Source organism: Streptomyces sp. AC555_RSS877 (assembly GCF_019049245.1).
Classification (GTDB): domain Bacteria; phylum Actinomycetota; class Actinomycetes; order Streptomycetales; family Streptomycetaceae; genus Streptomyces.
Window position 1 is genome coordinate 23214 of sequence record NZ_JAGMUK010000039.1, and the last position, 25544, is coordinate 48757.

Sequence of the window (25544 nt, forward strand, 5' to 3'; positions counted from 1 at the left end):
TGATGCGCCGAACCGCCACGTCCGGCACAGACCACGTCACCGGACACGCCGAGGGGCGGCCACCCCGGAAGGTGACCGCCCCTCGGCTCAACCTGCGCGCCTACTACTGGTTGTACGGACCGTAGTCGTAGTCCTCCAGCGGAACGGCCTGGCCGGAGCCGGTGCCGAACGGCGAGTAGTCGATGTCGTCGTAGCCGACGGCCGAGTACATCGCGGCCTTGGCCTCCTCGGTCGGCTCGACCCGGATGTTGCGGTAGCGGGACAGGCCCGTACCGGCCGGGATGAGCTTACCGATGATGACGTTCTCCTTGAGGCCGATCAGGGAGTCGGACTTGGCGTTGATCGCCGCGTCCGTCAGAACCCTGGTCGTCTCCTGGAAGGACGCCGCCGACAGCCACGACTCGGTCGCCAGCGAGGCCTTGGTGATACCCATCAGCTGCGGACGACCGGAGGCCGGGTGACCGCCCTCCTGGACCACACGACGGTTCTCGGTCTCGAACTTCGAACGCTCGACCAGCTCGCCGGGCAGCAGCTCGGCGTCGCCGGACTCGATGATCGTCACGCGGCGGAGCATCTGCCGGATGATGATCTCGATGTGCTTGTCGTGGATCGACACACCCTGCGAGTTGTAGACCTTCTGGACCTCGCCGACCAGGTGGACCTGGACGGCACGCTGACCCAGGATGCGCAGCACGTCGTGCGGGTTGGTGGCACCCACGGTGAGCTTCTGGCCCACCTCGACGTGCTCGCCCTCGCTGACCAGGAGTCGGGCACGCTTCGAGATCGGGAACGCCGTCTCGTCACTGCCGTCGTCCGGGGTGACGACGATCTTCTTGGTCTTCTCGGTCTCCTCGATCCGCACGCGGCCCTGGGCCTCGGAGATCGGGGCGACACCCTTGGGCGTACGAGCCTCGAAGAGCTCGACGACACGGGGCAGACCCTGGGTGATGTCGTCACCGGCCACACCACCGGTGTGGAAGGTACGCATCGTCAGCTGGGTACCGGGCTCACCGATGGACTGGGCGGCGATGATGCCGACCGCCTCACCGATGTCGACCAGCTTGCCGGTGGCCAGCGAACGGCCGTAGCACATCGCGCAGGTACCGACGTGGGACTCGCAGGTCAGGATCGAACGCGTCTTGACCTCCTCGACCCCGTGGTGCACGAGCTGGTCGATGAGCACGTCGCCCAGGTCCACGTTGGCCGGCGCGATCACCTTGCCGTCGATGACGACGTCCTCGGCGAGCATGCGGGCGTAGACGCTGGTCTCGACGTCTTCCGTCTTGCGCAGCACACCGTCGGCGCCGCGCGTGGCGATCTTCAGCTTCAGACCGCGCTCGGTGCCGCAGTCCTCCTCGCGGATGATGACGTCCTGCGAGACGTCCACCAGACGACGGGTCAGGTAACCCGAGTCGGCGGTACGCAGGGCGGTGTCCGCCAGACCCTTACGGGCACCGTGCGTGGAGATGAAGTACTCCAGCACGGACAGGCCCTCACGGAAGGACGCCTTGATCGGACGCGGGATGGTCTCGTTCTTCGCGTTCGACACCAGACCACGCATACCGGCGATCTGCCGCATCTGCATCATGTTTCCTCGGGCACCCGAGTCAACCATCATGAAGATGGGGTTCGTCTTGGGGAAGTTCTCGTTCATCGCCTCGGCGACCTCGTTGGTCGCCTTGGTCCAGATCGCGATGAGCTCCTGCGTGCGCTCTTCCTTGGTGATCAGACCGCGCTCGTACTGCTTCTGGACCTTCTCGTCCAGCGCCTCGAAGCCCTTGACGATCTCCTTCTTCGCCTCGGGAACGACGATGTCGGAGATGGCCACGGTGACGCCGGAGCGGGTCGCCCAGAAGAAGCCGGCCGCCTTCAGGTTGTCGAGCGTCGCCGCCACGATGACCTTGGGGTAGCGCTCGGCGAGGTCGTTGACGATCTCGGAGAGCTGCTTCTTGCCCACCGAGTAGTCGACGAACGGGTAGTCCTCGGGCAGCAGCTCGTTGAAGAGCGCGCGGCCCAGGGTGGTGCGCAGGCGGAACGTGTCCCCCTGCTGCCACTCGGGCTCGCCCTCCTCGCGCACCGGCGGCATCCAGCCGCGCGGCGGGATGGTGCCCACCGGGAAGCGGATGTCGATCGGCGACTGCAGCGCGAGCTCGCCGGCGTCGAACGCCATGATCGCCTCGGCCGTGGAGCCGAAGGACCGGCCCTCGCCCTTGGTGTCACGCAGTTCGCCGTCGGTGGTGAGGAAGAAGAGACCGAGGACCATGTCCTGGGTCGGCATCGTCACCGGACGGCCGTCGGCGGGCTTGAGGATGTTGTTCGAGGACAGCATCAGGATGCGGGCCTCGGCCTGCGCCTCCGCGGACAGCGGAAGGTGCACGGCCATCTGGTCACCGTCGAAGTCCGCGTTGAACGCGGTGCAGACGAGCGGGTGGATCTGGATGGCCTTGCCCTCGACCAGCTGCGGCTCGAAGGCCTGGATGCCGAGGCGGTGCAGGGTGGGAGCACGGTTCAGCAGAACCGGGTGCTCGGCGATGACCTCTTCGAGGACGTCGTACACGACCGTGCGGCCGCGCTCCACCATGCGCTTGGCGCTCTTGATGTTCTGCGCGTGGTTCAGGTCCACCAGGCGCTTCATCACGAACGGCTTGAAGAGCTCCAGCGCCATCGCCTTCGGCAGACCGCACTGGTGCAGCTTCAGCTGCGGACCGACGACGATCACGGAACGCGCGGAGTAGTCCACACGCTTGCCGAGCAGGTTCTGACGGAAACGACCCTGCTTGCCCTTGAGCATGTCGCTCAGGGACTTCAGCGGGCGGTTACCGGGACCGGTGACCGGGCGACCACGACGACCGTTGTCGAAGAGGGCGTCCACGGCCTCCTGGAGCATGCGCTTCTCGTTGTTCACGATGATCTCGGGCGCACCGAGGTCGAGAAGCCGCTTCAGGCGGTTGTTCCGGTTGATCACACGGCGGTACAGGTCGTTCAGGTCGGAGGTCGCGAAGCGGCCACCGTCCAGCTGCACCATCGGGCGAAGGTCCGGCGGGATGACCGGGACGCAGTCCAGGACCATGCCCTTGGGGCTGTTGGAGGTCTGCAGGAAGGCAGACACGACCTTCAGCCGCTTCAGCGCACGGGTCTTCTTCTGGCCCTTCCCGGTACGGATGATCTCGCGAAGCCGCTCGGCCTCTTCGTCCAGGTCGAAGGACTCCAGGCGCTTCTGCAGCGCCGCGGCACCCATCGAACCGTCGAAGTACGTGCCGAAGCGGTCACGCAGCTCGCGGTAGAGCAGTTCGTCGCCCTCGAGGTCCTGGACCTTGAGGTTCTTGAACCGGGTCCACACCTCGTCGAGACGGTCGATCTCGCGCTGCGAACGGTCGCGCAGCTGCTTCATCTCCCGCTCGGCACCTTCGCGCACCTTGCGGCGCACGTCGGCCTTGGCGCCCTCGGCCTCGAGCTCGGCCAGGTCGGTCTCGAGCTTCTTGGCGCGGGCCTCCAGGTCGGAGTCCCGGCGGTTCTCGACCTGCTGCCGCTCGACGGAGACGTGCGCCTCCAGGGAGGGCAGGTCGCGGGTGCGGCGCTCCTCGTCGACGTACGTGATCATGTACGCCGCGAAGTAGATGACCTTCTCGAGGTCCTTCGGGGCGAGGTCGAGCAGGTAGCCCAGCCGCGACGGAACGCCCTTGAAGTACCAGATGTGCGTGACGGGAGCGGCGAGCTCGATGTGGCCCATCCGCTCACGACGCACCTTGGCGCGCGTGACCTCTACGCCACAGCGCTCACAGATGATGCCCTTGAAGCGGACGCGCTTGTACTTGCCGCAGTAGCACTCCCAGTCCCGGGTCGGACCGAAGATCTTCTCGCAGAAGAGTCCGTCCTTTTCGGGCTTGAGCGTGCGGTAGTTGATCGTCTCGGGCTTCTTGACCTCGCCGTGGCTCCACTGACGGATGTCGTCAGCGGTGGCCAGACCGATCCGGAGCTCGTCGAAGAAGTTGACGTCGAGCACTATGCGTCAATCCCTCTCAGGGTTGTAAGTCATGGGGTCTGATACGGGGGTCCTGGGGCCGGAGGCCTTCATGGCGAAGGCCTCCGAACTCCCGTCAGACCTCTTCGACGCTGCTCGGCTCACGCCGGGACAGGTCGATGCCAAGCTCCTCCGCAGCGCGGAAGACGTCCTCGTCGGTGTCGCGCATCTCGATGGACATGCCGTCCGAGGACAGCACCTCCACGTTGAGGCACAGGGACTGCATCTCCTTGATGAGCACCTTGAAGGACTCGGGGATGCCGGGCTCGGGAATGTTCTCGCCCTTGACGATGGCCTCGTAGACCTTCACGCGGCCGGTGACGTCGTCGGACTTGATGGTCAGCAGCTCCTGGAGTGCGTACGCGGCGCCATAAGCCTCCAGCGCCCACACCTCCATCTCACCGAAGCGCTGGCCACCGAACTGGGCCTTACCACCCAGCGGCTGCTGGGTGATCATCGAGTACGGACCGGTCGACCGGGCGTGCAGCTTGTCGTCGACCAGGTGGTGGAGCTTGAGGATGTACATGTAACCGACCGAGATCGGCTCCGGGAACGGCTCGCCGGAGCGGCCGTCGAACATCCTCGCCTTACCGGTCGGCTGCACCATGCGCTCGCCGTCGCGGTTCGGGATGGTGTGCTGCAGCAGACCCGCGAGCTCGTCCTCACGCGCACCGTCGAAGACGGGGGTGGCGACGTTCGTGCCCGGGTCGACCTGGTCGGCGCCGATGACCTGCAGGCGCTTCGCCCAGTCCTCACCGAGGCCGGAGACGTCCCAGCCGCGGCTGGCGAGCCATCCGAGGTGGATCTCCAGCACCTGTCCCGGGTTCATTCGGGACGGCACACCCAGCGGGTTCAGGATGATGTCGACCGGGGTCCCGTCCTCGAGGAACGGCATGTCCTCGATGGGCAGGATCTTGGAGATGACGCCCTTGTTGCCGTGACGGCCGGCGAGCTTGTCACCGTCCGTGATCTTGCGCTTCTGCGCCACGTAGACACGAACCAGCTGGTTCACGCCCGGCGGCAGCTCGTCGCCTTCCTCACGGTCGAAGACGCGGACGCCGATGACCTTGCCGATCTCGCCGTGCGGCACCTTCAGCGAGGTGTCGCGCACCTCGCGCGCCTTCTCACCGAAGATCGCACGGAGCAGGCGCTCCTCCGGGGTCAGCTCGGTCTCGCCCTTGGGCGTGACCTTGCCGACCAGGATGTCGCCGGCGACGACCTCGGCACCGATACGGATGATGCCGCGCTCGTCGAGGTCGGCGAGGACCTCCTCGGAGACGTTCGGGATGTCCCGGGTGATCTCCTCCGGGCCGAGCTTGGTGTCACGGGCGTCGACCTCGTGCTCCTCGATGTGGATCGAGGAGAGGACGTCGTCCTGCACGAGGCGCTGCGACAGGATGATCGCGTCCTCGTAGTTGTGACCCTCCCACGGCATGAACGCCACGAGCAGGTTCTTGCCCAGCGCCATCTCGCCGTTCTCGGTGGCCGGACCGTCGGCCAGGACCTGGCCGTCGATGATCCGGTCGCCCTCGTTGACGATGACCTTCTGGTTGACCGAGGTGCCCTGGTTGGAACGGGCGAACTTGGCCAGGCGGTACGTGATGTACGTGCCGTCGTCGTTGGCGGTGGTGATGTAGTCCGCGGAGACCTCCTGGACCACACCCGCCTTCTCGGCCTTGACCACGTCGCCGGCGTCGACCGCGGAGCGGTACTCCATGCCGGTGCCGACGAGCGGGGACTCGGACTTGATGAGCGGCACGGCCTGACGCATCATGTTCGCGCCCATGAGGGCACGGTTGGCGTCGTCGTGCTCGAGGAACGGGATCATGGCGGTCGCGACCGACACCATCTGGCGCGGCGAGACGTCCATGTAGTCCACGTCGTCACCGGGGACGTAGTCGACCTCGCCGCCACGACGGCGGACCAGGACGCGGTTCTCGGTGAAACGCATGTCGTCATTGAGCGTGGCGTTGGCCTGCGCGATGACGAATCGGTCCTCTTCGTCGGCCGTCAGGTAGTCGACCTCGTCGGTGACGACACCGTCGGTGACCCGGCGGTACGGCGTCTCCACGAAACCGAACGCGTTGACGCGGCCGTAGGAGGCGAGCGAGCCGATCAGACCGATGTTCGGGCCTTCAGGCGTCTCGATCGGGCACATGCGGCCGTAGTGGGACGGGTGCACGTCACGGACCTCGAAGCCGGCCCGCTCACGGGAGAGACCACCCGGGCCGAGCGCCGACAGACGGCGCTTGTGGGTGAGACCCGACAGCGGGTTGTTCTGGTCCATGAACTGCGACAGCTGGCTGGTGCCGAAGAACTCCTTGATGGAGGCGACGACCGGCCGGATGTTGATCAGGGTCTGCGGCGTGATCGCCTCGACGTCCTGGGTCGTCATGCGCTCGCGGACGACTCGCTCCATACGCGCCAGACCCGTACGGACCTGGTTCTGGATGAGCTCGCCGACGCTGCGCAGACGACGGTTGCCGAAGTGGTCGATGTCGTCGGTCTCGACGACGATCGTCGTGCCGTTGTCAGTGGCCGTCTCGGTCTCGCCGGCGTGCAGCTTCACCAGGTACTTGATCGTCGAGATGACGTCCTCGACGGTCAGGACACCCGCGTTCAGCGGAGCGTCCCCACCCAGCTTCTTGTTGACCTTGTAGCGGCCGACCTTGGCCAGGTCGTAGCGCTTGGGGTTGAAGTAGAGGTTCTCGAGCAGGGTCTGCGCGGCCTCACGCGTCGGGGGCTCGCCCGGACGCAGCTTGCGGTAGATGTCGAGCAGCGCGTCGTCCTGGCCCTGGGTGTGGTCCTTCTCCAGGGTGGCGCGCATGGACTCGTACTCGCCGAACTCCTCGAGGATCTGCTCGGTGGTCCAGCCGAGAGCCTTGAGCAGGACGGTGACGGACTGCTTGCGCTTGCGGTCGATGCGCACACCGACCATGTCGCGCTTGTCGATCTCCATCTCCAGCCAGGCACCCCGGGACGGGATGATCTTGGCGGAGAAGATGTCCTTGTCGGACGTCTTGTCGATGGAGGAGTCGAAGTAGACGCCGGGCGAGCGGACCAGCTGCGACACCACGACACGCTCGGTGCCGTTGATGACGAAGGTGCCCTTGCCGGTCATGAGCGGGAAGTCGCCCATGAAGACCGTCTGGGACTTGATCTCGCCGGTCTCGTTGTTGGTGAACTCGGCGGTGACGAAGAGCGGGGCCGCGTACGTGAAGTCGCGGTCCTTGCACTCGTCGATGCTGTTCTTGGGAGGCTCGAAACGGTGGTCGCGGAACGTCAGCGACATCGACCCGGAGAAATCCTCGATCGGAGAGATCTCCTCGAAGATCTCCTCCAGACCGGACTTGGTGGGGACGTCCTGACCGGACTCCAGAGCCGCCTCGACACGAGCCTTCCACGCGTCGTTGCCGAGCAGCCAGTCGAAGCTCTCGGTTTGCAGCGCAAGAAGGTTCGGAACCTCGAGGGGCTCCTTGATCTTTGCAAAGGAGATGCGCAGCGGGGCGGTGCTGGCGCCGTTGTTCGTATTCGCGGTCGAGGCAGTGCGCGAGGCGGCCAAGAGGGGGTCCTTCCGAGGGCTCGGACTCACTACGCGCGTACCGGTCCCTCTCCCGGACACAGAGACAGACATTTCCTTCACCGGCTCAGAGAGCCAGGTCGGATTCTGTCTGTTGGTCGGTGCTCAAGTGAGGGTATGCCCCTGGTGACGGGCAGGAGGCAGCTAACAGGCAGCGCAAAGGGTCAGTGTAGCCACTTGGCACACTGATGTCCAGCTCGGGTTTTTGAGACCCTCGTTGTTCTCAACACCTTCGGCAAGCCCACGTCCTCAACGCACGTTGATACTGCCCTCTTCGTCGCCGATCCATGCCTCGGATTCGGATCCTTGTGACGACGCGTCCTGAGAATTGCGCGCTGCGTGCGGTTCGTCAAGGCCCTCCTTGCCCGAACCGGATGCTGCGCTCGTCACGTGCAGCCTGCACCGGGGGCGCCCGGAGACACGACGAAGATCACCATACTCCGCACGAACGTCGGTGCAAGGCAGTCGCGCCCGGCTCCCCGGAACGCCGAAGAGCGACCACCCGGATGGATGATCGCTCTTCGGTGCGTCAGCGTTACAGCCCTCCCAGAGGGACCGTGTCAGCTAGCAGGAGAGTCCCGTGGACTCTCTGGGGTCACTTGACCTCGACGGAGGCGCCGGCGGCCTTGAGGGACTCGGCAGCCTTCTCGGCGGCCTCCTTGGCGACCTTCTCGAGGACGGGCTTCGGGGCGCCGTCCACGAGGTCCTTGGCCTCCTTGAGGCCCAGGGAGGTCAGCTCACGCACGACCTTGATGACCTGGATCTTCTTCTCGCCGGCGCCGGTGAGGACGACGTCGAACTCGTCCTGCTCCTCGGCAGCCTCGGCCGGGGCGGCCGGGCCGGCCGGGCCGGCAACGGCGACCGCGGCGGCGGCGGTGACGTCGAACTTCTCCTCGAACGCCTTCACGAACTCGGAGAGCTCGATGAGGGTCATCTCTTCGAACTGCGCGAGCAGGTCTTCCTGGCTGAGCTTCGCCATGAGGGGCGATCCTTCCACTTTTTCGGCTGGTGCCGGGATGTACATGTATGGCGGGCGTACGTTCGGCCCGCTACGACCGCTGCTTCAGGCGGGCTGCCTCAGGCGGCGGTCATTTCGCGAGCCGAATTACTCGGCACCGCCCTGCTCGTCCTGCTTGGCACGAAGAGCGTCCACGGTGCGGACGAGCTTCGACGGGAGCGCCTGGAAGACCTGAGCAGCCTGAGTCTGCTTGCCCTTGAAGGCACCCGCCAGCTTGGAGAGCAGAACCTCGCGGGACTCGAGGTCCGCAAGCTTCTTGATCTCGTCGGCGGACAGCACCTTGCCGTCAAGGACACCGCCCTTGATGACGAGGTTCGGGTTGTCCTTGGCGAAGTCACGAAGACCCTTCGCCGACTCCACCGGGTCACCGGTGACGAAGGCGACCGCCGTCGGACCGTTGAACAGGTCGTCGAGCGTCGAGATGCCGGCCTCGTTGGCCGCAATCTTGGTCAGCGTGTTCTTCACCACGGCGTACTGGGCGTTCTCACCGAGCGAACGACGCAGCGTCTTGAGCTGCGCCACGGTGAGACCCCGGTACTCGGTCAGCACGGCAGCATTCGAGCTGCGGAACTGCTCCGCGAGCTCGGCCACCGCGGCAGCCTTGTCGGGCCTTGCCATAGAGCGTCGGCCTCCTTCCGGGTGATGAGGACCGCTCAGAAGGGGCTGGGACAAACGAAACGCCCCGGCGCAGGCGCACGGGGCGTAGCTCCACCGGACTTTCGCAGCGTGAGCAGCGAGCTCCGGGAGTACATCCACATTCACCTGCGCGGGTCGTCCGCAGTTCAGCGGATCCTTCGGTCACCGCACCCTCTTACGAGCACACGGCAACGACCAGCGGTCTTTGGCTTCTCCAGGAGAGTACGCGACCGGATCGCCGTCGAGCAAATCCGCTCGTACGGGGCTCGGCTCTCGACGCGGTCAAGGCTCAATGGCCGGGCTCAAGGGGCCGGGCTGTCGCCGCCCTGCTCCCCCAGCAGCTCCTTGAAGTCCTTGGTGTCGGCGGCCGGAGGCTTGCGTACGGAGACCCGCGTGCCGTAGTCGCTGTAGTAGGCGGTCTGGGTCAGCTCGCCGGTGGCCATCCGGGCCTTCTCGACCTTCTTGACCAGCAGGTCGTGGTCGCCGACCCAGATGTCGACGGTCTGCGTGGTAACGCCGGCCTGTTCGAGCTGCTTTCTCAGCTCCGCGTCGGCGACGTCACTCACCCGGACCGTGCCGGAGTAGTGCGTGGCGGCCTGTCCGCTCACCGTCTCCACGCCGACCCTGCGCACGTCCGCGGAGTCCAGGAGCAGCTTCACCGACTGGTTCGGCGTGGTGTTGCGTATCTGGTCCGCGAAGTTCGCGCCCCCGCCGCCGAGAGTCTCGAGGTCCTCGTACACGTACTTGAGCCAGTGCTTGCCGCCGGCCTTCGCGGCGAACGCGTCGCCCATCCGCGCGTAGTAGGCGTCGGACAGATAGCGGGCCTCCATCGACGTGATGCCGAGCCCGCGCATCGTCTCGGCCGTCGTGCCGCCGGTGTACGTGATGGTCAGGGTGCCGGTGAGCGCGCTGCCCCAGTCGAGGGCACCGTCGGACTCGATGGACAGCTGGCTGCCCATGACCGTCGTGGAGCGCACCCTGGCCGACTCGGCCCGGTCGGTGGACCGCTCGGCGGCCCGCAGGGCCGGGAGGAACTCGGAGGTCGCCCGACGGTCCTTCCCGGGCTGCTCGGAGGGCTCGGAGGACGTACACGCGGTCAGCACGGTCGCCGACGCGACCGCGAGGGCGACGCGGCGCCCCTTCGTGCACTTCATACGTCCCCCTGTGCCATTGCCGTGTCCGCACGCTAACCCAGGACACGACCCCCGGACACAGGAAAGGGCCCCGCACCGTGCAGGTGCGGGGCCCTTCGCCGACAGGGCGAGTCGTCAGACTCAGACCGACGCCGGGTCCTCCTCGACGAGGAGGTTGCGGGTGCGGTTCGGGTCGAGCGGAATGCCGGGGCCGATCGTGGTGCTCAGCGCGGCCTTCTTGATGTAGCGGCCCTTGGCGGCGGACGGCTTCAGACGAAGGATCTCGTCCAGGGCCGCGCCGTAGTTCTCCACCAGCTTGGTGTCGTCGAACGACACCTTGCCGATGATGAAGTGCAGGTTCGAGTGCTTGTCGACGCGGAACTCGATCTTGCCGCCCTTGATCTCGGTGACGGCCTTGACCACGTCCGGCGTGACGGTGCCGGTCTTGGGGTTCGGCATGAGACCACGGGGACCGAGCACGCGGCCCAGGCGGCCGACCTTGCCCATGAGGTCAGGGGTGGCGACGACGGCGTCGAAGTCCAGACGGCCCTTCGACACCTCGTCGATGAGCTCGTCGGCGCCGACGATGTCGGCGCCCGCGGCACGAGCGGCCTCGGCACGGTCACCGGTCGCGAAGACCAGGACCCGGGCGGTCTTACCGGTGCCGTGCGGGAGGTTCACGGTGCCACGGACCATCTGGTCGGCCTTGCGCGGGTCGACACCCAGGCGGAAGGCGACCTCGACGGTGCCGTCGAACTTGCTGGTGGAGGTCTCCTTGGCGAGACGGACGGCCTCGAGCGGGGCGTAGAACTTGTCCCGGTCGATCTTGGCGTCCGCAGCGCGGAGAGACTTGCTGCGCTTGCTCACTACTGCTCCTGAGGGTTCTTGAGGAGTCGTGGTGCGGGCCGAGCAGGCCCTGCCACTACTGCTGGGAGGTTGGGGCTCAGCCCTCGACCGTGACGCCCATGGAACGCGCGGTACCGGCGATGATCTTCGCGGCGGCGTCCAGGTCGTTGGCGTTGAGGTCGGGGAGCTTGGTCGTGGCGATCTCGCGGACCTGCGCCTGGGTGATCTTGGCGACCTTGGTCTTGTGCGGCTCGCCGGAGCCCTTCTCGATGCCCGCGGCCTTGAGAATCATCTTGGCGGCCGGCGGCGTCTTGGTGATGAAGGTGAAGGAACGGTCCTCGTAGACCGTGATCTCCACCGGGATCACCCAGCCACGCTGCGACTCGGTCGCGGCGTTGTACGCCTTGCAGAACTCCATGATGTTGACGCCGTGCTGACCCAGCGCGGGGCCGACCGGCGGAGCCGGGTTGGCGGCACCGGCCTGGATCTGGAGCTTGATGAGCCCCGTGACCTTCTTCTTCTTGGGAGGCATTGCTCTCCGGGTCCTTTCGATTCGGGTCTACCCCCACCCGGGTCGCGTCCCAGATGAAGGCATACCGCACAACGATAACGGGTATAGATGTGCGGCCAAAAACCGAGCAGGTCAGACGGGCTTTTGACAGCCCTTCTGACCTGCTCGGACGCGGTGGGTCCAGAACGGAACCAGTGGAGAACTAGTTCTTCTGGATCTGGTCGAACGACAGCTCGACCGGCGTCTCGCGGCCGAAGATCTCGACGAGACCCTTGACCTTCTTCGAGTCGGGGTTGATCTCGTTGATGGTCGCCTGCAGCGTGGCGAACGGGCCGTCGGTGACGGTGACCGAGTCGCCGACCTCGAAGTCCAGCACCTGGACCTCGACCTTGCGCTGCGGAGCGGGCTTGCCCTCGGCCTCGGCGGCCTCGCGGGCGGCCTTCTCCTCGGCCTCCGGGGCGAGCATCTTGACGATCTCGTCCAGGGTCAGCGGGTACGGGTCGTAGGCGTTGCCCACGAAGCCGGTGACGCCGGGGGTGTTGCGGACGACACCCCAGGACTCGTTCGTCAGGTCCATGCGCACCAGGACGTAGCCGGGGAGCTTGTTCTGACGGACGGTCTTGCGCTCGCCGTTCTTGATCTGCGCGACTTCTTCCTGGGGCACCTCGGCCTGGAAGATGAAGTCCTCGACGTTCAGCGAGACGGCACGCTGCTCGAGGTTGGTCTTCACGCGGTTCTCGTAACCGGCGTACGTGTGGATGACGTACCACTCGCCGGGGAGGGTGCGCAGTTCCTCGCGCAGGGCGGCGACGGGGTCGACCGGCTCGGCCGGCTCCTCCTCGACGTCCTCTTCCTCTTCCGCGACGGCCTCGTCCTCGGCGTCCTCGGCGGACTCGTCCTCGACTGACTCGGCAGCCTCGGCGGTCTCGTCCTCAGCGGAATCGTCCTCGACGTTTACGGCGGCTTCCTCGGCGGGCTCACCCAGTTCGGCTTCCGCAGCCTCGAGCTCGTCTGCCTCGTCCGCGCCCTCGACGATGTCGAGTTCGTCATCCACGGACTGGTCCGGCTCGACGGCCTCGTTCAGGTTCGGGTCAGACACGGTGGCTGCTTCTTCCTGGATACATGGGGGTGGAACACGCGAAAGGGGCGCCGGTGACGGCGCCCTTCGCTCTTGGCTCAGCCAAAGACGTACTTGGCGGCGTTGTCGAGTCCATAGTCGATCAGGGTGACCAAGCCGATCATAATAACGACGAAGACGATCACAACGGTCGTGTACGTCGTCAGCTGGTTGCGCGTAGGCCATACGACCTTGCGAAGCTCAGCGACAATCTGGCGGTAGAAGAGAGCGAGACGCTTCAGCGGGCCCTTCTTGGCACGCTTTCCGCCCTTACGAGTCTTCTTCTGGGACTCCGGCGCCTCGTCCTGGGCATCAGGCATGTCGATGGAGCCCACGGCGTCCGTCACTCGTCCTCACCTGATTCCGGGTCGTGGCCGTGCCGCGCCCGGTCTGAGCCGCACGGCGGTGCATTGCTGTACGTACATGCGCACACATCCTGGCGAAGGAGTGTGTAGCAGGGCCGGAGGGACTTGAACCCCCAACCGCTGGTTTTGGAGACCAGTGCTCTACCAATTGAGCTACGACCCTTTGCGTGTTCCCCAACAACGTACCGCATCCGACCGAGTGCTCGGTGTGCACCGGTTGAGCGCAGGCTGCTGAGGGCCAACGAGGTGAGAGTGTACGTGTTCTGTGCGTCCTCGTCGAACAGAAAGCGCCCGTAAGAGCCCTGCCGCGGGAAGAACGGCGGAAGATCGACTGAAGATCGCCCTGGCCGTGGCGGGGATCAGGATGGGTGTCCAGGGGTTTGCCCGCACATGTTCAGTCTGTGAAACCCGCGTGCCGGGGTCGTTTCCGGTCTGAAACGATGGGCCCCATGAGCCCTGCAACCCCTCCCACCGAGCGCCGGGTCTCCGCCCGAGTCGGCGCGATCTCCGAGTCCGCCACTCTCGCCGTGGACGCCAAGGCCAAGGCCCTGAAGGCGGCCGGTCGGCCGGTGATCGGCTTCGGCGCCGGTGAGCCCGACTTCCCGACCCCGGACTACATCGTCGAGGCGGCCGTCGAGGCCTGCAAGAACCCCAAGTACCACCGCTACACGCCGGCCGGTGGTCTTCCCGAGCTGAAGGCCGCGATCGCCGCGAAGACGCTGCGCGACTCGAACTACGAGGTCGACCCGGCGCAGATCCTCGTCACCAACGGCGGAAAGCAGGCCATCTACGAAGCCTTCGCCGCGATCCTCGACCCGGGCGACGAGGTCATCGTCCCGGCGCCGTACTGGACGACGTACCCGGAGTCGATCCGGTTGGCCGGCGGTGTCCCCGTCGACGTCGTCGCGGACGAGACGACCGGCTACCGCGTCAGCGTGGAGCAGCTGGAGGCCGCCCGCACGGACAGGACGAAGGTCGTCCTCTTCGTGTCCCCCTCCAACCCGACCGGCGCGGTCTACAGCGCCGAGGACGCCGAGGCGATCGGCCGCTGGGCCGTCGAGCACGGCCTGTGGGTGATGACGGACGAGATCTACGAGCACCTGGTCTACGGCGACGCGAAGTTCACGTCGCTGCCCGCGATCCTGCCGGAGCTGCGGGACAAGTGCATCGTCGTCAACGGCGTCGCCAAGACCTACGCCATGACGGGCTGGCGGGTCGGCTGGATCATCGGCCCGAAGGACGTCGTGAAGGCTGCGACGAACCTCCAGTCGCATGCCACGTCCAACGTGTCGAACGTGGCTCAGGTGGCGGCGCTGGCTGCCGTGTCCGGCAACTTGGACGCCGTCGCGACGATGCGGGAGGCCTTCGACCGCCGTCGCAAGACCATCGTGCGGATGCTCAACGAGATCGACGGCGTCGTCTGCCCCGAGCCCGAGGGCGCCTTCTACGCGTACCCGTCGGTGAAGGGTCTGCTCGGCAAGGAGATCCGCGGCAAGCGCCCGCAGGACACGGTCGCGCTGGCCGCGCTGATCCTGGAGGAGGCCGAGGTCGCGGTCGTTCCGGGCGAGGCCTTCGGCACGCCGGGCTATCTGCGGCTGTCGTACGCCCTGGGGGACGAGGACCTCGTCGAGGGTGTCTCGCGGATCCAGAAGCTCCTGGCCGAGGCCCGGGACTGAGTTCCGTCACAGGGCGGTCACCTACGGATCTCCGTGGGTGACCGCCCTGTGTTTGTTTGTGCGAGCAAGACCACTAAAGGGGAAAGCGCTACCGGGACGGCAGGGACGTACGGCAGGATCCTGGAATGGAGCGTGTACGTGATGTCTCTGAGCTGCCCAAAGCCCATCTGCACCTGCACTTCACCGGTTCTATGCGGCCCGGCACCGTGCTGGAACTGGCCGACAAGTACGGCGTGCGCCTGCCCGAGGTGCTCAGCGAAGCCCTGACCAGCGGGGAACCGCCGCAGCTGCGGGCGACGGACGAACGGGGCTGGTTCCGCTTCCAGCGCCTGTACGACGCGGCGCGCTCGTGCCTCAGAGAGCCCGAGGACATCCGGCGCCTGGTGCGGGAGGCCGCGGAGGAGGATCTGAAGGACGGCTCCGGCTGGCTGGAGATCCAGGTCGACCCGACGTCGTACGCCCCGCGCCTGGGCGGTCTGATCCCGGCGCTGGAAGTCATCCTGGACGCGGTGGAGACGACATCGCGCGAGACGGGCCTCGGCATGCGGGTCCTGGTCGCCGCGAACCGTATGAAGCACCCGCTGGACGCGCGCACGCTGGCCCGCCTGGCTGTGCGGTACGCGGACCGGGGCGTCGTCGGCTTCGGACTGTCGAACGACGAGCGCCGGGGGCTGGCCAGGGACTTCGACCGCGCCTTCGCCATCGCGCGGGGGGGCGGCCTGCTGTCGGCGCCGCACGGCGGCGAGCTGACGGGGCCGTACTCGGTACGGGACTGCCTCGACGACCTGCACGCGAACCGGCTCGGACACGGGGTCCGGGCGGCGGAGGATCCGCGCCTGCTGAAGCGGCTCGCGGAGCGCGGCGTGACGTGTGAGGTCTGTCCGGCGTCGAATGTGGCGCTGGGTGTGTACGAGAAGCCCGAGGACGTGCCGCTGCGGACCTTGTTCGAGGCGGGTGTGCCGATGGCGCTGGGTGCCGACGATCCGCTTCTCTTCGGCTCCCGTCTGGCCGCCCAGTACGAGATCGCCCGCCGGCACCATGCCTTCACGGACCTGGAGCTGGCGGAGCTGGCCCGACAGTCGATCCGTGGCTCGGCCGCCCCCGAGGACACGAAGGCGAAGCTGCTGGCGGGGGTGGACGACTGGCTGGCGGCTTGAGGACCGCCTGGGTCGGGGCCGGGGCCGGGGTCGGCTTTACAGGCTGACGCCGACTGTCACAGGCTCGTTGACCAGCGTCACCCCGAAGGCGTCACGGACGCCGGTGACCACCTCGCGGGCGAGCGCGAGGAGGTCCTCGGTGGTCGCCGCGCCGCGGTTGGTGAGGGCGAGGGTGTGCTTGGTGGAGATGCGGGCGGGTCCGGTGCCGTAGCCCTTGGTGAAGCCCGCCTTGTCGATCAGCCAGGCCGCGGAGGTCTTGGTACGGCCCTCACCCGCCGGGTACGAGGGCGGCGCCACGCCCTCGCCCAGCCGCTCACGCACGCGCGCGTGGAAGGCCGCGAACTCCTCCTCGGTGAGGATCGGGTTGGTGAAGAAGGAGCCGGCCGACCAGGTGTCGTGATCCTCCGGGTCCAGGACCATGCCCTTGCCGGAGCGCAGCTTCAGCACCGTCTCGCGGGCGTCGGCGAGCGGCACACGGTCGCCGGGTTCCACGCCGAGGGCGCGGGCGGTCTCGGCGTACTTGAGAGGAGCGGACAGTCCGTCCGCGTCCTCCAGCTCGAAACGGACGCGCAGGACGACGTAGCGCTCCGGGGTGGCCTTGAAGCGGCTGTGGCGGTACGAGAAGGCGCAGTCGGCGTTCGGGATCACGACCGTCTCGCGGGCGATCCGGTCGTAGGCGGTCACCTCGGTGATCGTCGAGGAGACCTCCTGGCCGTACGCCCCCACGTTCTGGATGGGGGTCGCGCCCGCCGAGCCGGGGATGCCGGCCAGGCACTCGATGCCGGCGAGTCCGGCGTCCACGGTGCGGGCGACGGCGTCGGTCCACACCTCGCCGGCGGCCAGCTCCAGGCCGGTGCCGTCGAGGGCGAAGCCCTTGGTGGCGATGACGAGCGCGGTGCCCGCGAAGCCGTTGTCTCCGATGACCAGGTTCGATCCGCCGCCGATGAGCAGCAGGGGCGTGCCGCTGTCGTCGGCCTCGCGGACGGCCGCGATCACCTCGGCGTCGGTCGTCGCGGTGACCAGGCGGGTCGCGGGGCCGCCGAGCCGGAAGGTGGTCAGCGGGGCGAGGGGGGCGTCGTGGAGTTCCTGCACGCGCCCCAGACTACGAGACGGGGCTGACCGCTTCGGGCGCGGTGCGGATGCCTGCTGGGGGGTCGGGGCCGTGTCGGGGGTATCCGTCCTCGGAACGGCGCGGAATCGGTTACCTACCGAGGTGCCGGTGTTGACGCGCCAACCGCTGCGGGCGGACGCCCCCCCGACACGTCCCCTTGCCGCCGTACGCGACTGCGGGAGCGCCCACCTAGTGGCGCCGGTGGCGGCCGGGCGAGGTCCGCCTCTCGGCCGACCGAGACGGGCGGTGGGTGGGCACAGGACTGGGGGTCGGGGGCGGAGCCCCCAGGGACGTCCGCCTCTCGACCCACCGAGACGGGCGGTGGGTGGGCACAGGACCGGGGGTTTGGGGGCGGAGCCCCCCAGCAGACGCCCGCATCGGCGCCGGGTGCCTGGGGAACGGAGAGTGCCCCGTTGGCCCGCACCCGGCGCCGCCATCCGGTCAGGAACCGGTGGTCTCAAGGACCTGCGCCGGCTCGGCCGGAGCCGGCTTCGCTGTCCGAACCGCCCCCCGCCGTGCCGGGATGAGCAGCGCCGCGAGCCCGGCGACAGCCACGACCGCCGCCCCCGTCACCAGCGCCGGCCGCAGCCCGTCCACGAAGGCCTGCCCGCTCTCGTAGCCACCCTGCGCCGCGAAGATCGACGCCATGACCGCGATGCCGAGCGCGCCCCCGACCTCGCGCAGGGCGTTGTTGGCGCCGGAGGCTATGCCCTGTTCGTGGGCGCTGACGCTGGACATCACCAGGTTGGCGGCGGGGGCGAAGTACAGCGCCATGCCGATGCCGCTGATGATCAGGCCGGGCAACTGGATCGTGTAGGAGGCGTCCGCGGTGACCACGGTGGCCATCCAGGCGAGACCGGCGGCCTGGAGGAAGAGGCCGGCGGCGACGACAGGGCGGCCGCCGATGCGGTCGGAGAGGATCCCGGCGATCGGGGCGACGAGCATCGGCATACCGGTCCAGGGCAGCATGCGCAGGCCGGCCTCGGTGGGCGAGTAGCCGAGCACGCCCTGCATGTACTGACTGAGCAGGAAGATCGAGCCGAACATCCCGAGGAACATCAGCAGGCTCGCGGCGTTGATGCCGGTGAAGGCGCGGTTCCGGAACAGCCGCATGGGCAGCATGGGGTTCTTGTTGTGGATGCCGTGGTGCACGAAGCCGGCGAGCATCGCGGTACCCGCGAACAGGCCGATCAGAACGAGAGGGCTGGTCCATCCGTCGACCGGGCTGCGGACGAGGCCGTAGACGATCCCGAAGAGGCCGCCGCTGGCGAGCAGGGTGCCGACGATGTCGAGCCGGGCGCCGGTGCCGAAGGACTCGGCGAGGCGGAGGCGGGCGAGCGGAAGGAGGGCTATGCCCAGCGGCACGTTCAGCCAGAAGATCCACTGCCAGGAGATGTGTTCGGTGAGGCTGCCGCCGATGAGCGGGCCGGAGGCCACGGCGAGGCCGTTGACGGCGCCCCAGATGCCGTACGCCATTCCGCGCTTGGCGGCGGGCACGGCTGCCGTGAGGAGGGTGAGCGTCAGCGGCATCATGATCGCCGCGCCTACGCCCTGGACCGCGCGGGCCGCGATGAGGGAGTCGATGCCGGGCGCCATGGCCGCGGCGGCGGACGCCGCGGTGAAGACTGCGGTGCCGATGATGAAGAGCCGGCGACGGCCGAAGCGGTCGCCGAGCGCCGCGCCGAACATCAGAAAGACGGCGAAGGTGAGCGTGTAGGCGCTCACGGTCCATTCGAGGTCGTCCAGCGCTCCCCCGAGATCCTCCCGGATGGAGGGCAGGGCGGTGGTGACGACGAGGTTGTCGAGAGCCGCCATGAACCCGGCGACGCTGGTGATGACCAGGGCCCAGACGGCCCCTCCGCGACGTGCTGTCTGCCGTGACATCGCTCCCCCAGAGAGTGATCGTCAAGTTCGATTAGTTATTGATTACTAACTTTTGGGCCGCAGGAAAGCACACCTCAAGGCCTTTTCGGCTTTACTTACTGCTGCTCCTGTCGGCCCTCGAGCCGATCCGGCGGACAGAGCCCTTCCCAGACCCGGTGCTCGGGCGGGAAGCCCATGGCCACCAGGCAGTTGATGAGCATTCCGTTCGCCAGGAAGGTCGTCGTCTCGTTGACGTCAGCGCCGAGGGGCAGATGGACGGTGTCCCACAGCCGCATCCAGCCGGACCGCACCGCCTCGCCGAACTCGTGCTCACCGGCCTCCTCGGCGGCGGCCACGGCGACGTACATCTGCATCTGCATCATCAGCCGCTCGGGCTGCTCCGCGATGACCTTGGTGTACGCGTTTCCCATGGCTTGCAGGGCCTCTTCGCCCTCGAGCCCCTTGGCGGCCTCTTCGAAGGTGCTGATGGTGTCCTCCACGCACCGCTCGGCCGCCGCGAGGAACATCGCTTTCTTGCCCGGGAAGAGCCGGAAGAGGTACGGCTGCGAGACACCGACCCGCTTGGCGATCGCCTCGGTCGACGTGCCGTGGTACCCGCCACGGGCGAACTCGGCAGTCGCCGCGCGGATGACACTCTCGCGCCTCTCTTCTGCGCTCATCCTGACCATGCGAGAAAGTTAGTACTCAATCACTAACTACGCAAGGGGCGGGCCGACCGGTGCACTCCGGCTGGCCCCCATTGCCCATGAGTAAGGGGCGCCCCGCCATGGGGAACGCCCCTTACCAATCACTCCGGACCAATGGCTCCGGCGTCAGGCCAGTCGTACGACCGCCCGCGACATCCCCAGCACCTTCAGGCCGGCGCTGGTCGCGGTGAGGTCGACGCGGACCGTGTTGTCGTCGAGCTTGGCGGCGACCTTGCCGCTGACCTCGATGGTGGCGCCCTGGTCGTCGTTCGGGACGACGACCGGCTTGGTGAAGCGGACGCCGTACTCGACGACCGAGCCCGGGTCGCCGGTCCAGTCGGTGACCACGCGGATCGCTTCGGCCATGGTGAACATGCCGTGCGCGATGACGTCCGGGAGGCCTACCTCTTTGGCGAACTTCTCGTTCCAGTGGATCGGGTTGAAGTCGCCGGAGGCTCCCGCGTACTGGACGAGGGTGGCGCGGGTCACGGAGAAGGTCTGGGCGGGCAGCTCGGTGCCGACCTCGACGTCGCTGTACGTGATGTTGGCGGTCATCTGCTCACGCCTCCTCGGCCGCACGGGCCACGAGCTTGGTCCAGGCGGTCACGACGTGCTCGCCGGCCTCGTCGTGGACCTCACCGCGGATGTCCAGGATGTCGTTGCCCGCCATGGACTTGATCGCCTCGATGGTCGAGGTGACCGTGAGCCGGTCTCCGGCGCGCACGGGACGCACGTAGACGAACTTCTGGTCGCCATGCACCACCCGGCTGTAGTCGAGGCCGAGCTGCGGGTCCTGGACGACCTGTCCCGCCGCCTTGAAGGTGATCGAGAAGACGAAGGTCGGCGGAGCGATCACATCGGGATGGCCGAGCGCCTTGGCGGCATCCGGGTCCGTGTACGCCGGGTTGGCGTCCCCCACTGCCTCCGCGAACTCACGGATCTTCTCCCGGCCCACTTCATACGGGTCGGTGGGCGGGTAGCTCCGCCCCACGAAGGACTGGTCGAGCGCCATGGCTCGGCACCTCCTGATGTCTGCTGAACGGAAACGACGTGAGGCCGCCCCCAGACTGCGGGGGCGGCCTCACGTACGAGCCTGATTTATCGCGTTTCGCGGTGCGCGGTGTGCGCATTGCAACGCGGGCAGTGCTTCTTCATCTCCAGTCGGTCCGGGTTGTTACGCCGGTTCTTCTTGGTGATGTAGTTCCGCTCCTTGCACTCCACGCAGGCCAGCGTGATCTTCGGGCGGACGTCGGTGGCAGCCACAGGAGTGCTCCTTGACGAACGGATGGGACGATGAACGCATTAACGCATAGAAGAGTAGCCGATCGAAGGACCGACCCCGCAATCGGCTACTGTCAGTAGCGGTGACCGGACTTGAACCGGTGACACAGCGATTATGAGCCGCTTGCTCTACCGACTGAGCTACACCGCTGCGATGCGATTGGCCCCCGCCTTGCGACGGGAACCTCTCACACCAGAGCCCCAATACGGAATCGAACCGTAGACCTTCTCCTTACCATGGAGACGCTCTACCGACTGAGCTATTGGGGCGAGCGATGAAGACATTACACGCTAGGCCGCCGTTCACCCAAATCCGTTTCGTGGCTCCCGTCCAGCCCTGATCCGGGGTTCTCCCACGGGTCCCGGAGGCCTCTCCGGTACGACGGACCACACCGGTACGACTATTGCGCTCCTCCCCGTTGTGAGCAGGTCGTCACCCTAGGCTCGACTCACTCTGCGTGATCTTGCAACCTCACCCGCCCCCGTCCTCCGCAGCCCCCGAGCCCCGCACCCCCGAGCCACTGGAGCGCGATGCCCGACAGCCAGCCGCAGCCGCCCCCTTCGTCGTCCGGTTCGTCGTCCGGGCAGTTCGAGGGGACGTCCCTCCTGTTGTGCGGCGCGCGGCTCACCGACGGCCGGACCGTGGACGTACGGCTGGGCGGTGGGCGCATCGAGGCGGTCGGGACGGTCGGCAGCCTCGCGGCGGGCGGGGCACGCGCGCGTGGCGTGCGCGTGGACCTCGGTGGCTATCTCCTCCTGCCGGCCCCGGCCGAACCGCACGCCCATGGCGACACCGCCCTTTCGGCCGACGGCGAGGGACCGGTCTCGTACGACACCCAGGACGTCCAGCGCCGGGCCACGGAGGCCGCCCTGCTGCAACTCGGGCACGGGGCGACCGCGCTGCGGGCACACGTGCGCGTGGGGGACGTCCAAGGGCTCGGTGCGCTGACCGCCGTACTCCAGGCGCGGCGTGCGCTGCGCGGGCTCGCCGAGCTGACGACCGTGGCGATGCCGAGGGTGCTGACCGGGGTGGCCGGGGCCGACGGACTCGCGATGCTGCGGGACGCGGTGAAGATGGGCGCGTCCGTGGTGGGCGGTTGTCCGGATCTCGACCCTGATCCGACGGGGTATGTGCAGGCGGTCCTGGACGTCGCCTCCGAACACGGCTGCCCCGTCGACCTGCACACCGACGCCACCGACCCGGCCCGCCTGTCCCGGCTCGCGGCCATGGCCGGCGGACTGCGCCCCGGGGTGACCCTCGCGCCGTGCGGCGGCCTGGATCACCTGCCCGCCGAGGTGGCGTCCCGGACCGCCGATCAACTCGCCGCGGCCGGAGTTGCGGTGGTGTGCCTGCCGCAGGGCGGCTGCGGGGGCGTCGAACGGCGGGGCGCGGCGCCGGTACGGCTGCTGCGGGCGGCCGGAGTGCGGGTGGCGGCCGGCAGCGGTGCCATGAGGGACGTCTCGAACCCCGTGGGGCGCGGCGACCCCCTGGAGGCGGCCTACCTGCTGGCCTCGCGCTACGGCCTGCGTCCCGAGGAGGCGTACGACGCGGTGAGCGGGCAGGCCCGGGCGGTCTTGGGACTGCCGGAGGTACGCGTGGAGGCGGGCTTTCCGGCCGAGTTGCTCGCGGTACGCGGTGACCGGCTGGCGGGGGCGCTCTCACTCGCGTACAGCCGGATCGTGGTGCACCGGGGGCGCGTGGTGGCGCGGACCAGCGCGGTGCGGGAGTACTGCAACACGGCAGCTACCGCGGAGTTGGGGCTTCCTCGGCAGGGGCGCGAGGAGTTGTCGTAGGAGCACGGGCGGGGCGGCGTGCGGCCCGTGGGTGTGCGAGTGGGTTCCTGACGTGTGGCCGGAGTCGTTCGGCGGATGCGGCTGTGCGGGCGTACGGTCGGAAGCATGCGCATTGTCATCGCTGGTGGTCATGGTCAGATCGCGCTGCGGCTGGAGCGACTGCTCGCCGCGCGCGGAGACGAGGTCGCGGGGATCATCCGCCGTGCCGAACAGGGCAGCGACCTGCGGGAGGCCGGGGCCGAACCGGTCCTGCTGGACCTGGAGTCGGCCTCGGTCGAGGAGGTCGCGGCGCATCTGCAGGGTGCGGACGCGGCGGTCTTCGCGGCGGGCGCGGGCCCGGGCAGCGGGGTGGCCCGCAAGGACTCGGTGGACAAGGGTGCGGCGGTGTTGTTCGCGGACGCGGCGGTCCGGGCGGGCGTACGGCGTTTCGTGGTCGTGTCGTCGATGGGCGCGGATCCGGCGCACGAGGGCGACGAGGTCTTCGACGTCTATCAACGCGCCAAGGGCGAGGCGGACGCGTACGTGAGTGGCCTGGACGCCCTGGACTGGACGATCCTGCGCCCCGGTTCGCTGACGAACGACGCCGGTACCGGGCTCGTACGGCTGGAGGCGCACACCGGCCGGGGCGCGGTGCCGCGGGACGACGTGGCGGCCGTACTGGCGGAGTTGGTGGACACGCGGGCGACGGCCGGGCTGGTCCTGGAGCTGATCAGTGGGTCCTCGCCGGTGTCGGTGGCGGTGAAGTCGGTGGCCGGAAACTGAGGGTGGCGCCCTCGGGAGTCCGGCGGCGCGGGAGGCGCTGCTGCGGCAGATGTTCGAGGTCGTCTCGACGGACGAGCGTGACGTCTTCCTCGCGCGGTGCGTGGCTCCGGACCTGGACTGGCCGAACATGCCGGACGGGGCCCGCGACCAGTGAGCACGGCAGTTGGCGGCCGGGCACCCCTCGTACGCTGGAAGGCTGCGGCTCGAGGAGGACGGCGAGGCGGTGGCGGCCGCCTCGAGCATCCAGAACGTCTCGAACTTCTAGAACAGGGGCAGCTGCCCGGGGAAGACGGGGACTGCGTACCCGTCCAACGTGGGTTGTGCGGCTCCGAGTTCCGCATGTCGCCGAGATCCCGGGCAGGAGACGAGCTCGCCGCTCTCGCGTGCGCCGGGCGGGTCGTGCCGGGCGAAGCGTCCGGCGACGACTGCGATCTCGCGACGGCATTCGGGGCAGTGCCTGCGGCGGGTGGACATGGGATCAGTGTGCCCCGCCCCGGCTCCTCACCGGCTCTGCCGACCATGGGTCCCGGTCAGCGAACACGCCGTCGGCGCGGAACGCGTCCCCGTCCCCGCAGCCGCGGTGACGCGCCGGTCCCGCACGACCTCCCGCTGAGCGGCAGCGGACATGACCAAGGGCCCGTGACCTGCTGATTCGCAGGTCACGGGCCCTTGCTTCCCATGTGGCGGCGCCAGGGTTCGAACCTGGGTAGGCTGAGCCGGCAGATTTACAGTCTGCTCCCTTTGGCCGCTCGGGCACACCGCCGGGGATTGCTGCCCTTCGATCCGCTTTTCGGCGGTACTCCGTGGCAACGACGTAAACAATACCCGATACCGAGGGGTGCTTCGCCACCCGATTGATCTGCGCTCGGGGGTCGGGGGGTGGCTAGGCTTGTCCGGATGCGGCCCGGGACCACACCGGGCTCGGCGCCCGCCCCCACGTACGCCGATACGCACGTACGCACTCGATACGCACCCTCGATACAAGGAGCCACAGGACATGGCCGACTCCAGTTTCGACATCGTCTCGAAGGTCGAGCGGCAGGAGGTCGACAACGCCCTCAACCAGGCCGCCAAGGAGATCTCGCAGCGCTACGACTTCAAGGGCGTGGGTGCCTCGATCTCGTGGTCCGGTGACAAGATCCTGATGGAGGCGAACTCCGAGGACCGCGTGAAGGCTGTCCTCGACGTCTTCCAGTCCAAGCTGATCAAGCGGGGGATCTCGCTGAAGGCGCTGGACGCGGGCGAGCCCCAGCTCTCCGGCAAGGAGTACAAGATCTTCGCGTCGATCGAGGAGGGCATCTCCCAGGAGAACGCGAAGAAGGTGGCGAAGATCATCCGTGACGAGGGTCCGAAGGGCGCGAAGGCCCAGGTGCAGGGTGACGAACTGCGGGTCAGCTCGAAGAGCCGCGACGACCTGCAGGCCATCATCGCCCTCCTGAAGGGCAAGGACTTCGACTTCGCGTTGCAGTTCGTGAACTACCGGTAGGCGGACGAGCACACTGCTCCGTACGAGGAAGGGTGGGCACCCGGCGGTTTCCCGGCGGGTGCCCACCCTTCTCGCCTGCTGGCTGCGGTCCGGTGGGTTCGTCGCGCTCAGTCGCGCGAGTTGCCGAACAGGAGGCGGTAGCCGACAAGGAGAACGAGCGAGCCGCCGATCGCCGCCGCCCAGGTCGCACCGTCGTAGAAGTCCTTGGCGACCGGGTGGTCGAGCCAGCGGGCCGATATCCAGCCGCCGATGAACGCGCCCGCGATGCCGATGAGGGTCGTGCCGATGAAGCCGCCCGGGTCGCGGCCCGGCAGCAGGAATTTGGCGATGGCTCCGGCCAGGAGACCGAGGATGATCCAGCTGATGATGCCCATGCCGTGAACCTGCCCTTCCGTTCTGTGCCCGCGCTGTCCCCGCGCTGTGACTTCCATCGCGGCAGGCTGTGCTCGCGGACCTGGGCATACCGCTCGCCGCGCGGGT

General features: G+C 67.9%; 22 protein-coding genes and 4 tRNA genes. 5 read left to right on the forward strand and 21 right to left on the reverse strand.

Features of this window, described 5'->3' with window-relative positions; all coding sequences use genetic code 11:
- Positions 1-103: 103 nt before the first annotated feature.
- The 10 genes from KUM49_RS17080 to KUM49_RS17125 form a co-directional block, all read right to left on the reverse strand.
- Positions 104-4003 (reverse strand): DNA-directed RNA polymerase subunit beta', encoded by a 3900-nt coding sequence (locus KUM49_RS17080; protein ID WP_217237704.1) that lies wholly within the window; start codon positions 4001-4003, stop codon positions 104-106.
- Between the two features lie 94 nt (positions 4004-4097).
- Entirely contained in the window at positions 4098-7583 is a 3486-nt protein-coding gene (gene rpoB, locus KUM49_RS17085; protein ID WP_217237705.1) for a DNA-directed RNA polymerase subunit beta, read from the reverse strand.
- Positions 7584-8196: 613 nt separating this feature from the next.
- Positions 8197-8580 (reverse strand): 50S ribosomal protein L7/L12, encoded by a 384-nt coding sequence (gene rplL / locus KUM49_RS17090; protein WP_217237706.1) that lies wholly within the window; start codon positions 8578-8580, stop codon positions 8197-8199.
- A 126-nt stretch (positions 8581-8706) separates the two neighbouring features.
- A complete protein-coding gene (rplJ, locus tag KUM49_RS17095; RefSeq protein WP_217237707.1) occupies positions 8707-9237 on the reverse strand; it encodes a 50S ribosomal protein L10 in 531 nt (176 codons plus the stop codon).
- 320 nt (positions 9238-9557) lie between these two features.
- Positions 9558-10409, reverse strand: a complete 852-nt coding sequence (locus KUM49_RS17100) for a hypothetical protein (protein ID WP_217237708.1) — start codon at positions 10407-10409, stop codon at positions 9558-9560.
- A 120-nt stretch (positions 10410-10529) separates the two neighbouring features.
- Positions 10530-11255 (reverse strand): 50S ribosomal protein L1, encoded by a 726-nt coding sequence (gene rplA / locus KUM49_RS17105; protein ID WP_217237709.1) that lies wholly within the window; start codon positions 11253-11255, stop codon positions 10530-10532.
- 76 nt (positions 11256-11331) lie between these two features.
- Complete coding sequence (gene rplK / locus KUM49_RS17110; protein ID WP_020135826.1) at positions 11332-11766, reverse strand: 50S ribosomal protein L11; 435 nt, start codon at positions 11764-11766, stop codon at positions 11332-11334.
- A 181-nt stretch (positions 11767-11947) separates the two neighbouring features.
- Entirely contained in the window at positions 11948-12844 is an 897-nt protein-coding gene (nusG, locus tag KUM49_RS17115) for a transcription termination/antitermination protein NusG (protein WP_217237710.1), read from the reverse strand.
- 77 nt (positions 12845-12921) lie between these two features.
- Positions 12922-13209 (reverse strand): preprotein translocase subunit SecE, encoded by a 288-nt coding sequence (secE, locus tag KUM49_RS17120; RefSeq protein ID WP_217237711.1) that lies wholly within the window; start codon positions 13207-13209, stop codon positions 12922-12924.
- Between the two features lie 108 nt (positions 13210-13317).
- Positions 13318-13390 (reverse strand) — tRNA-Trp (locus tag KUM49_RS17125).
- A 286-nt stretch (positions 13391-13676) separates the two neighbouring features.
- On the opposite strand from KUM49_RS17125, the gene KUM49_RS17130 reads away from it, so the two are divergent.
- Both KUM49_RS17130 and KUM49_RS17135 read left to right on the forward strand, forming a co-directional pair.
- On the forward strand, positions 13677-14903 hold the full coding sequence (locus KUM49_RS17130) for a pyridoxal phosphate-dependent aminotransferase (protein ID WP_217237712.1): 1227 nt from the start codon (positions 13677-13679) through the stop codon (positions 14901-14903).
- 125 nt (positions 14904-15028) lie between these two features.
- Positions 15029-16060 carry an adenosine deaminase gene (locus tag KUM49_RS17135; RefSeq protein ID WP_217237713.1) on the forward strand — a complete coding sequence of 344 codons (1032 nt, stop codon included), beginning with the start codon at positions 15029-15031 and terminating at the stop codon, positions 16058-16060.
- Between the two features lie 36 nt (positions 16061-16096).
- Here KUM49_RS17135 and KUM49_RS17140 read toward each other — a convergent pair whose 3' ends face one another.
- The 8 genes from KUM49_RS17140 to KUM49_RS17175 form a co-directional block, all read right to left on the reverse strand.
- Positions 16097-17152 carry a UDP-N-acetylmuramate dehydrogenase gene (locus KUM49_RS17140; protein WP_217237714.1) on the reverse strand — a complete coding sequence of 352 codons (1056 nt, stop codon included), beginning with the start codon at positions 17150-17152 and terminating at the stop codon, positions 16097-16099.
- A 460-nt stretch (positions 17153-17612) separates the two neighbouring features.
- Positions 17613-19055, reverse strand: coding sequence for a DHA2 family efflux MFS transporter permease subunit (locus tag KUM49_RS17145; protein ID WP_217237715.1), 1443 nt, complete (start codon positions 19053-19055; stop codon positions 17613-17615).
- A gap of 95 nt (positions 19056-19150) precedes the next feature.
- Complete coding sequence (locus tag KUM49_RS17150) at positions 19151-19723, reverse strand: TetR/AcrR family transcriptional regulator (protein WP_217237716.1); 573 nt, start codon at positions 19721-19723, stop codon at positions 19151-19153.
- A gap of 144 nt (positions 19724-19867) precedes the next feature.
- On the reverse strand, positions 19868-20296 hold the full coding sequence (locus KUM49_RS17155; RefSeq protein ID WP_217237717.1) for a MaoC family dehydratase: 429 nt from the start codon (positions 20294-20296) through the stop codon (positions 19868-19870).
- A 4-nt stretch (positions 20297-20300) separates the two neighbouring features.
- Positions 20301-20753: a MaoC family dehydratase N-terminal domain-containing protein gene (locus KUM49_RS17160; RefSeq protein WP_217237718.1), complete on the reverse strand. Its 453-nt coding sequence runs from the start codon at positions 20751-20753 to the stop codon at positions 20301-20303.
- A gap of 86 nt (positions 20754-20839) precedes the next feature.
- Complete coding sequence (gene rpmG / locus KUM49_RS17165) at positions 20840-21004, reverse strand: 50S ribosomal protein L33 (protein WP_003948671.1); 165 nt, start codon at positions 21002-21004, stop codon at positions 20840-20842.
- A 96-nt stretch (positions 21005-21100) separates the two neighbouring features.
- Positions 21101-21173, reverse strand: a tRNA-Met gene (locus KUM49_RS17170).
- Between the two features lie 46 nt (positions 21174-21219).
- Positions 21220-21292, reverse strand: a tRNA-Thr gene (locus KUM49_RS17175).
- 261 nt (positions 21293-21553) lie between these two features.
- On the opposite strand from KUM49_RS17175, the gene KUM49_RS17180 reads away from it, so the two are divergent.
- Both KUM49_RS17180 and KUM49_RS17185 read left to right on the forward strand, forming a co-directional pair.
- Complete coding sequence (locus KUM49_RS17180; protein ID WP_217237719.1) at positions 21554-22816, forward strand: hydrolase; 1263 nt, start codon at positions 21554-21556, stop codon at positions 22814-22816.
- 105 nt (positions 22817-22921) lie between these two features.
- Positions 22922-23578, forward strand: a complete 657-nt coding sequence (locus tag KUM49_RS17185) for an NAD(P)H-binding protein (protein ID WP_217237720.1) — start codon at positions 22922-22924, stop codon at positions 23576-23578.
- A 261-nt stretch (positions 23579-23839) separates the two neighbouring features.
- Here the strand turns inward: KUM49_RS17185 and KUM49_RS48350 are convergent, their stop codons facing one another.
- Both KUM49_RS48350 and KUM49_RS17190 read right to left on the reverse strand, forming a co-directional pair.
- Positions 23840-24052: a hypothetical protein gene (locus KUM49_RS48350; protein ID WP_254401377.1), complete on the reverse strand. Its 213-nt coding sequence runs from the start codon at positions 24050-24052 to the stop codon at positions 23840-23842.
- A gap of 207 nt (positions 24053-24259) precedes the next feature.
- Positions 24260-24341: transfer RNA gene (locus KUM49_RS17190), tRNA-Tyr, on the reverse strand.
- 234 nt (positions 24342-24575) lie between these two features.
- Between KUM49_RS17190 and KUM49_RS17195 the strand changes: the two genes are divergently transcribed.
- Positions 24576-25064, forward strand: coding sequence for a YajQ family cyclic di-GMP-binding protein (locus tag KUM49_RS17195; RefSeq protein WP_217237721.1), 489 nt, complete (start codon positions 24576-24578; stop codon positions 25062-25064).
- Positions 25065-25171: 107 nt separating this feature from the next.
- On the opposite strand, the gene KUM49_RS17200 is transcribed toward KUM49_RS17195, so the two are convergent.
- On the reverse strand, positions 25172-25438 hold the full coding sequence (locus tag KUM49_RS17200) for a GlsB/YeaQ/YmgE family stress response membrane protein (protein ID WP_217237722.1): 267 nt from the start codon (positions 25436-25438) through the stop codon (positions 25172-25174).
- Positions 25439-25544 lie beyond the last annotated feature (106 nt).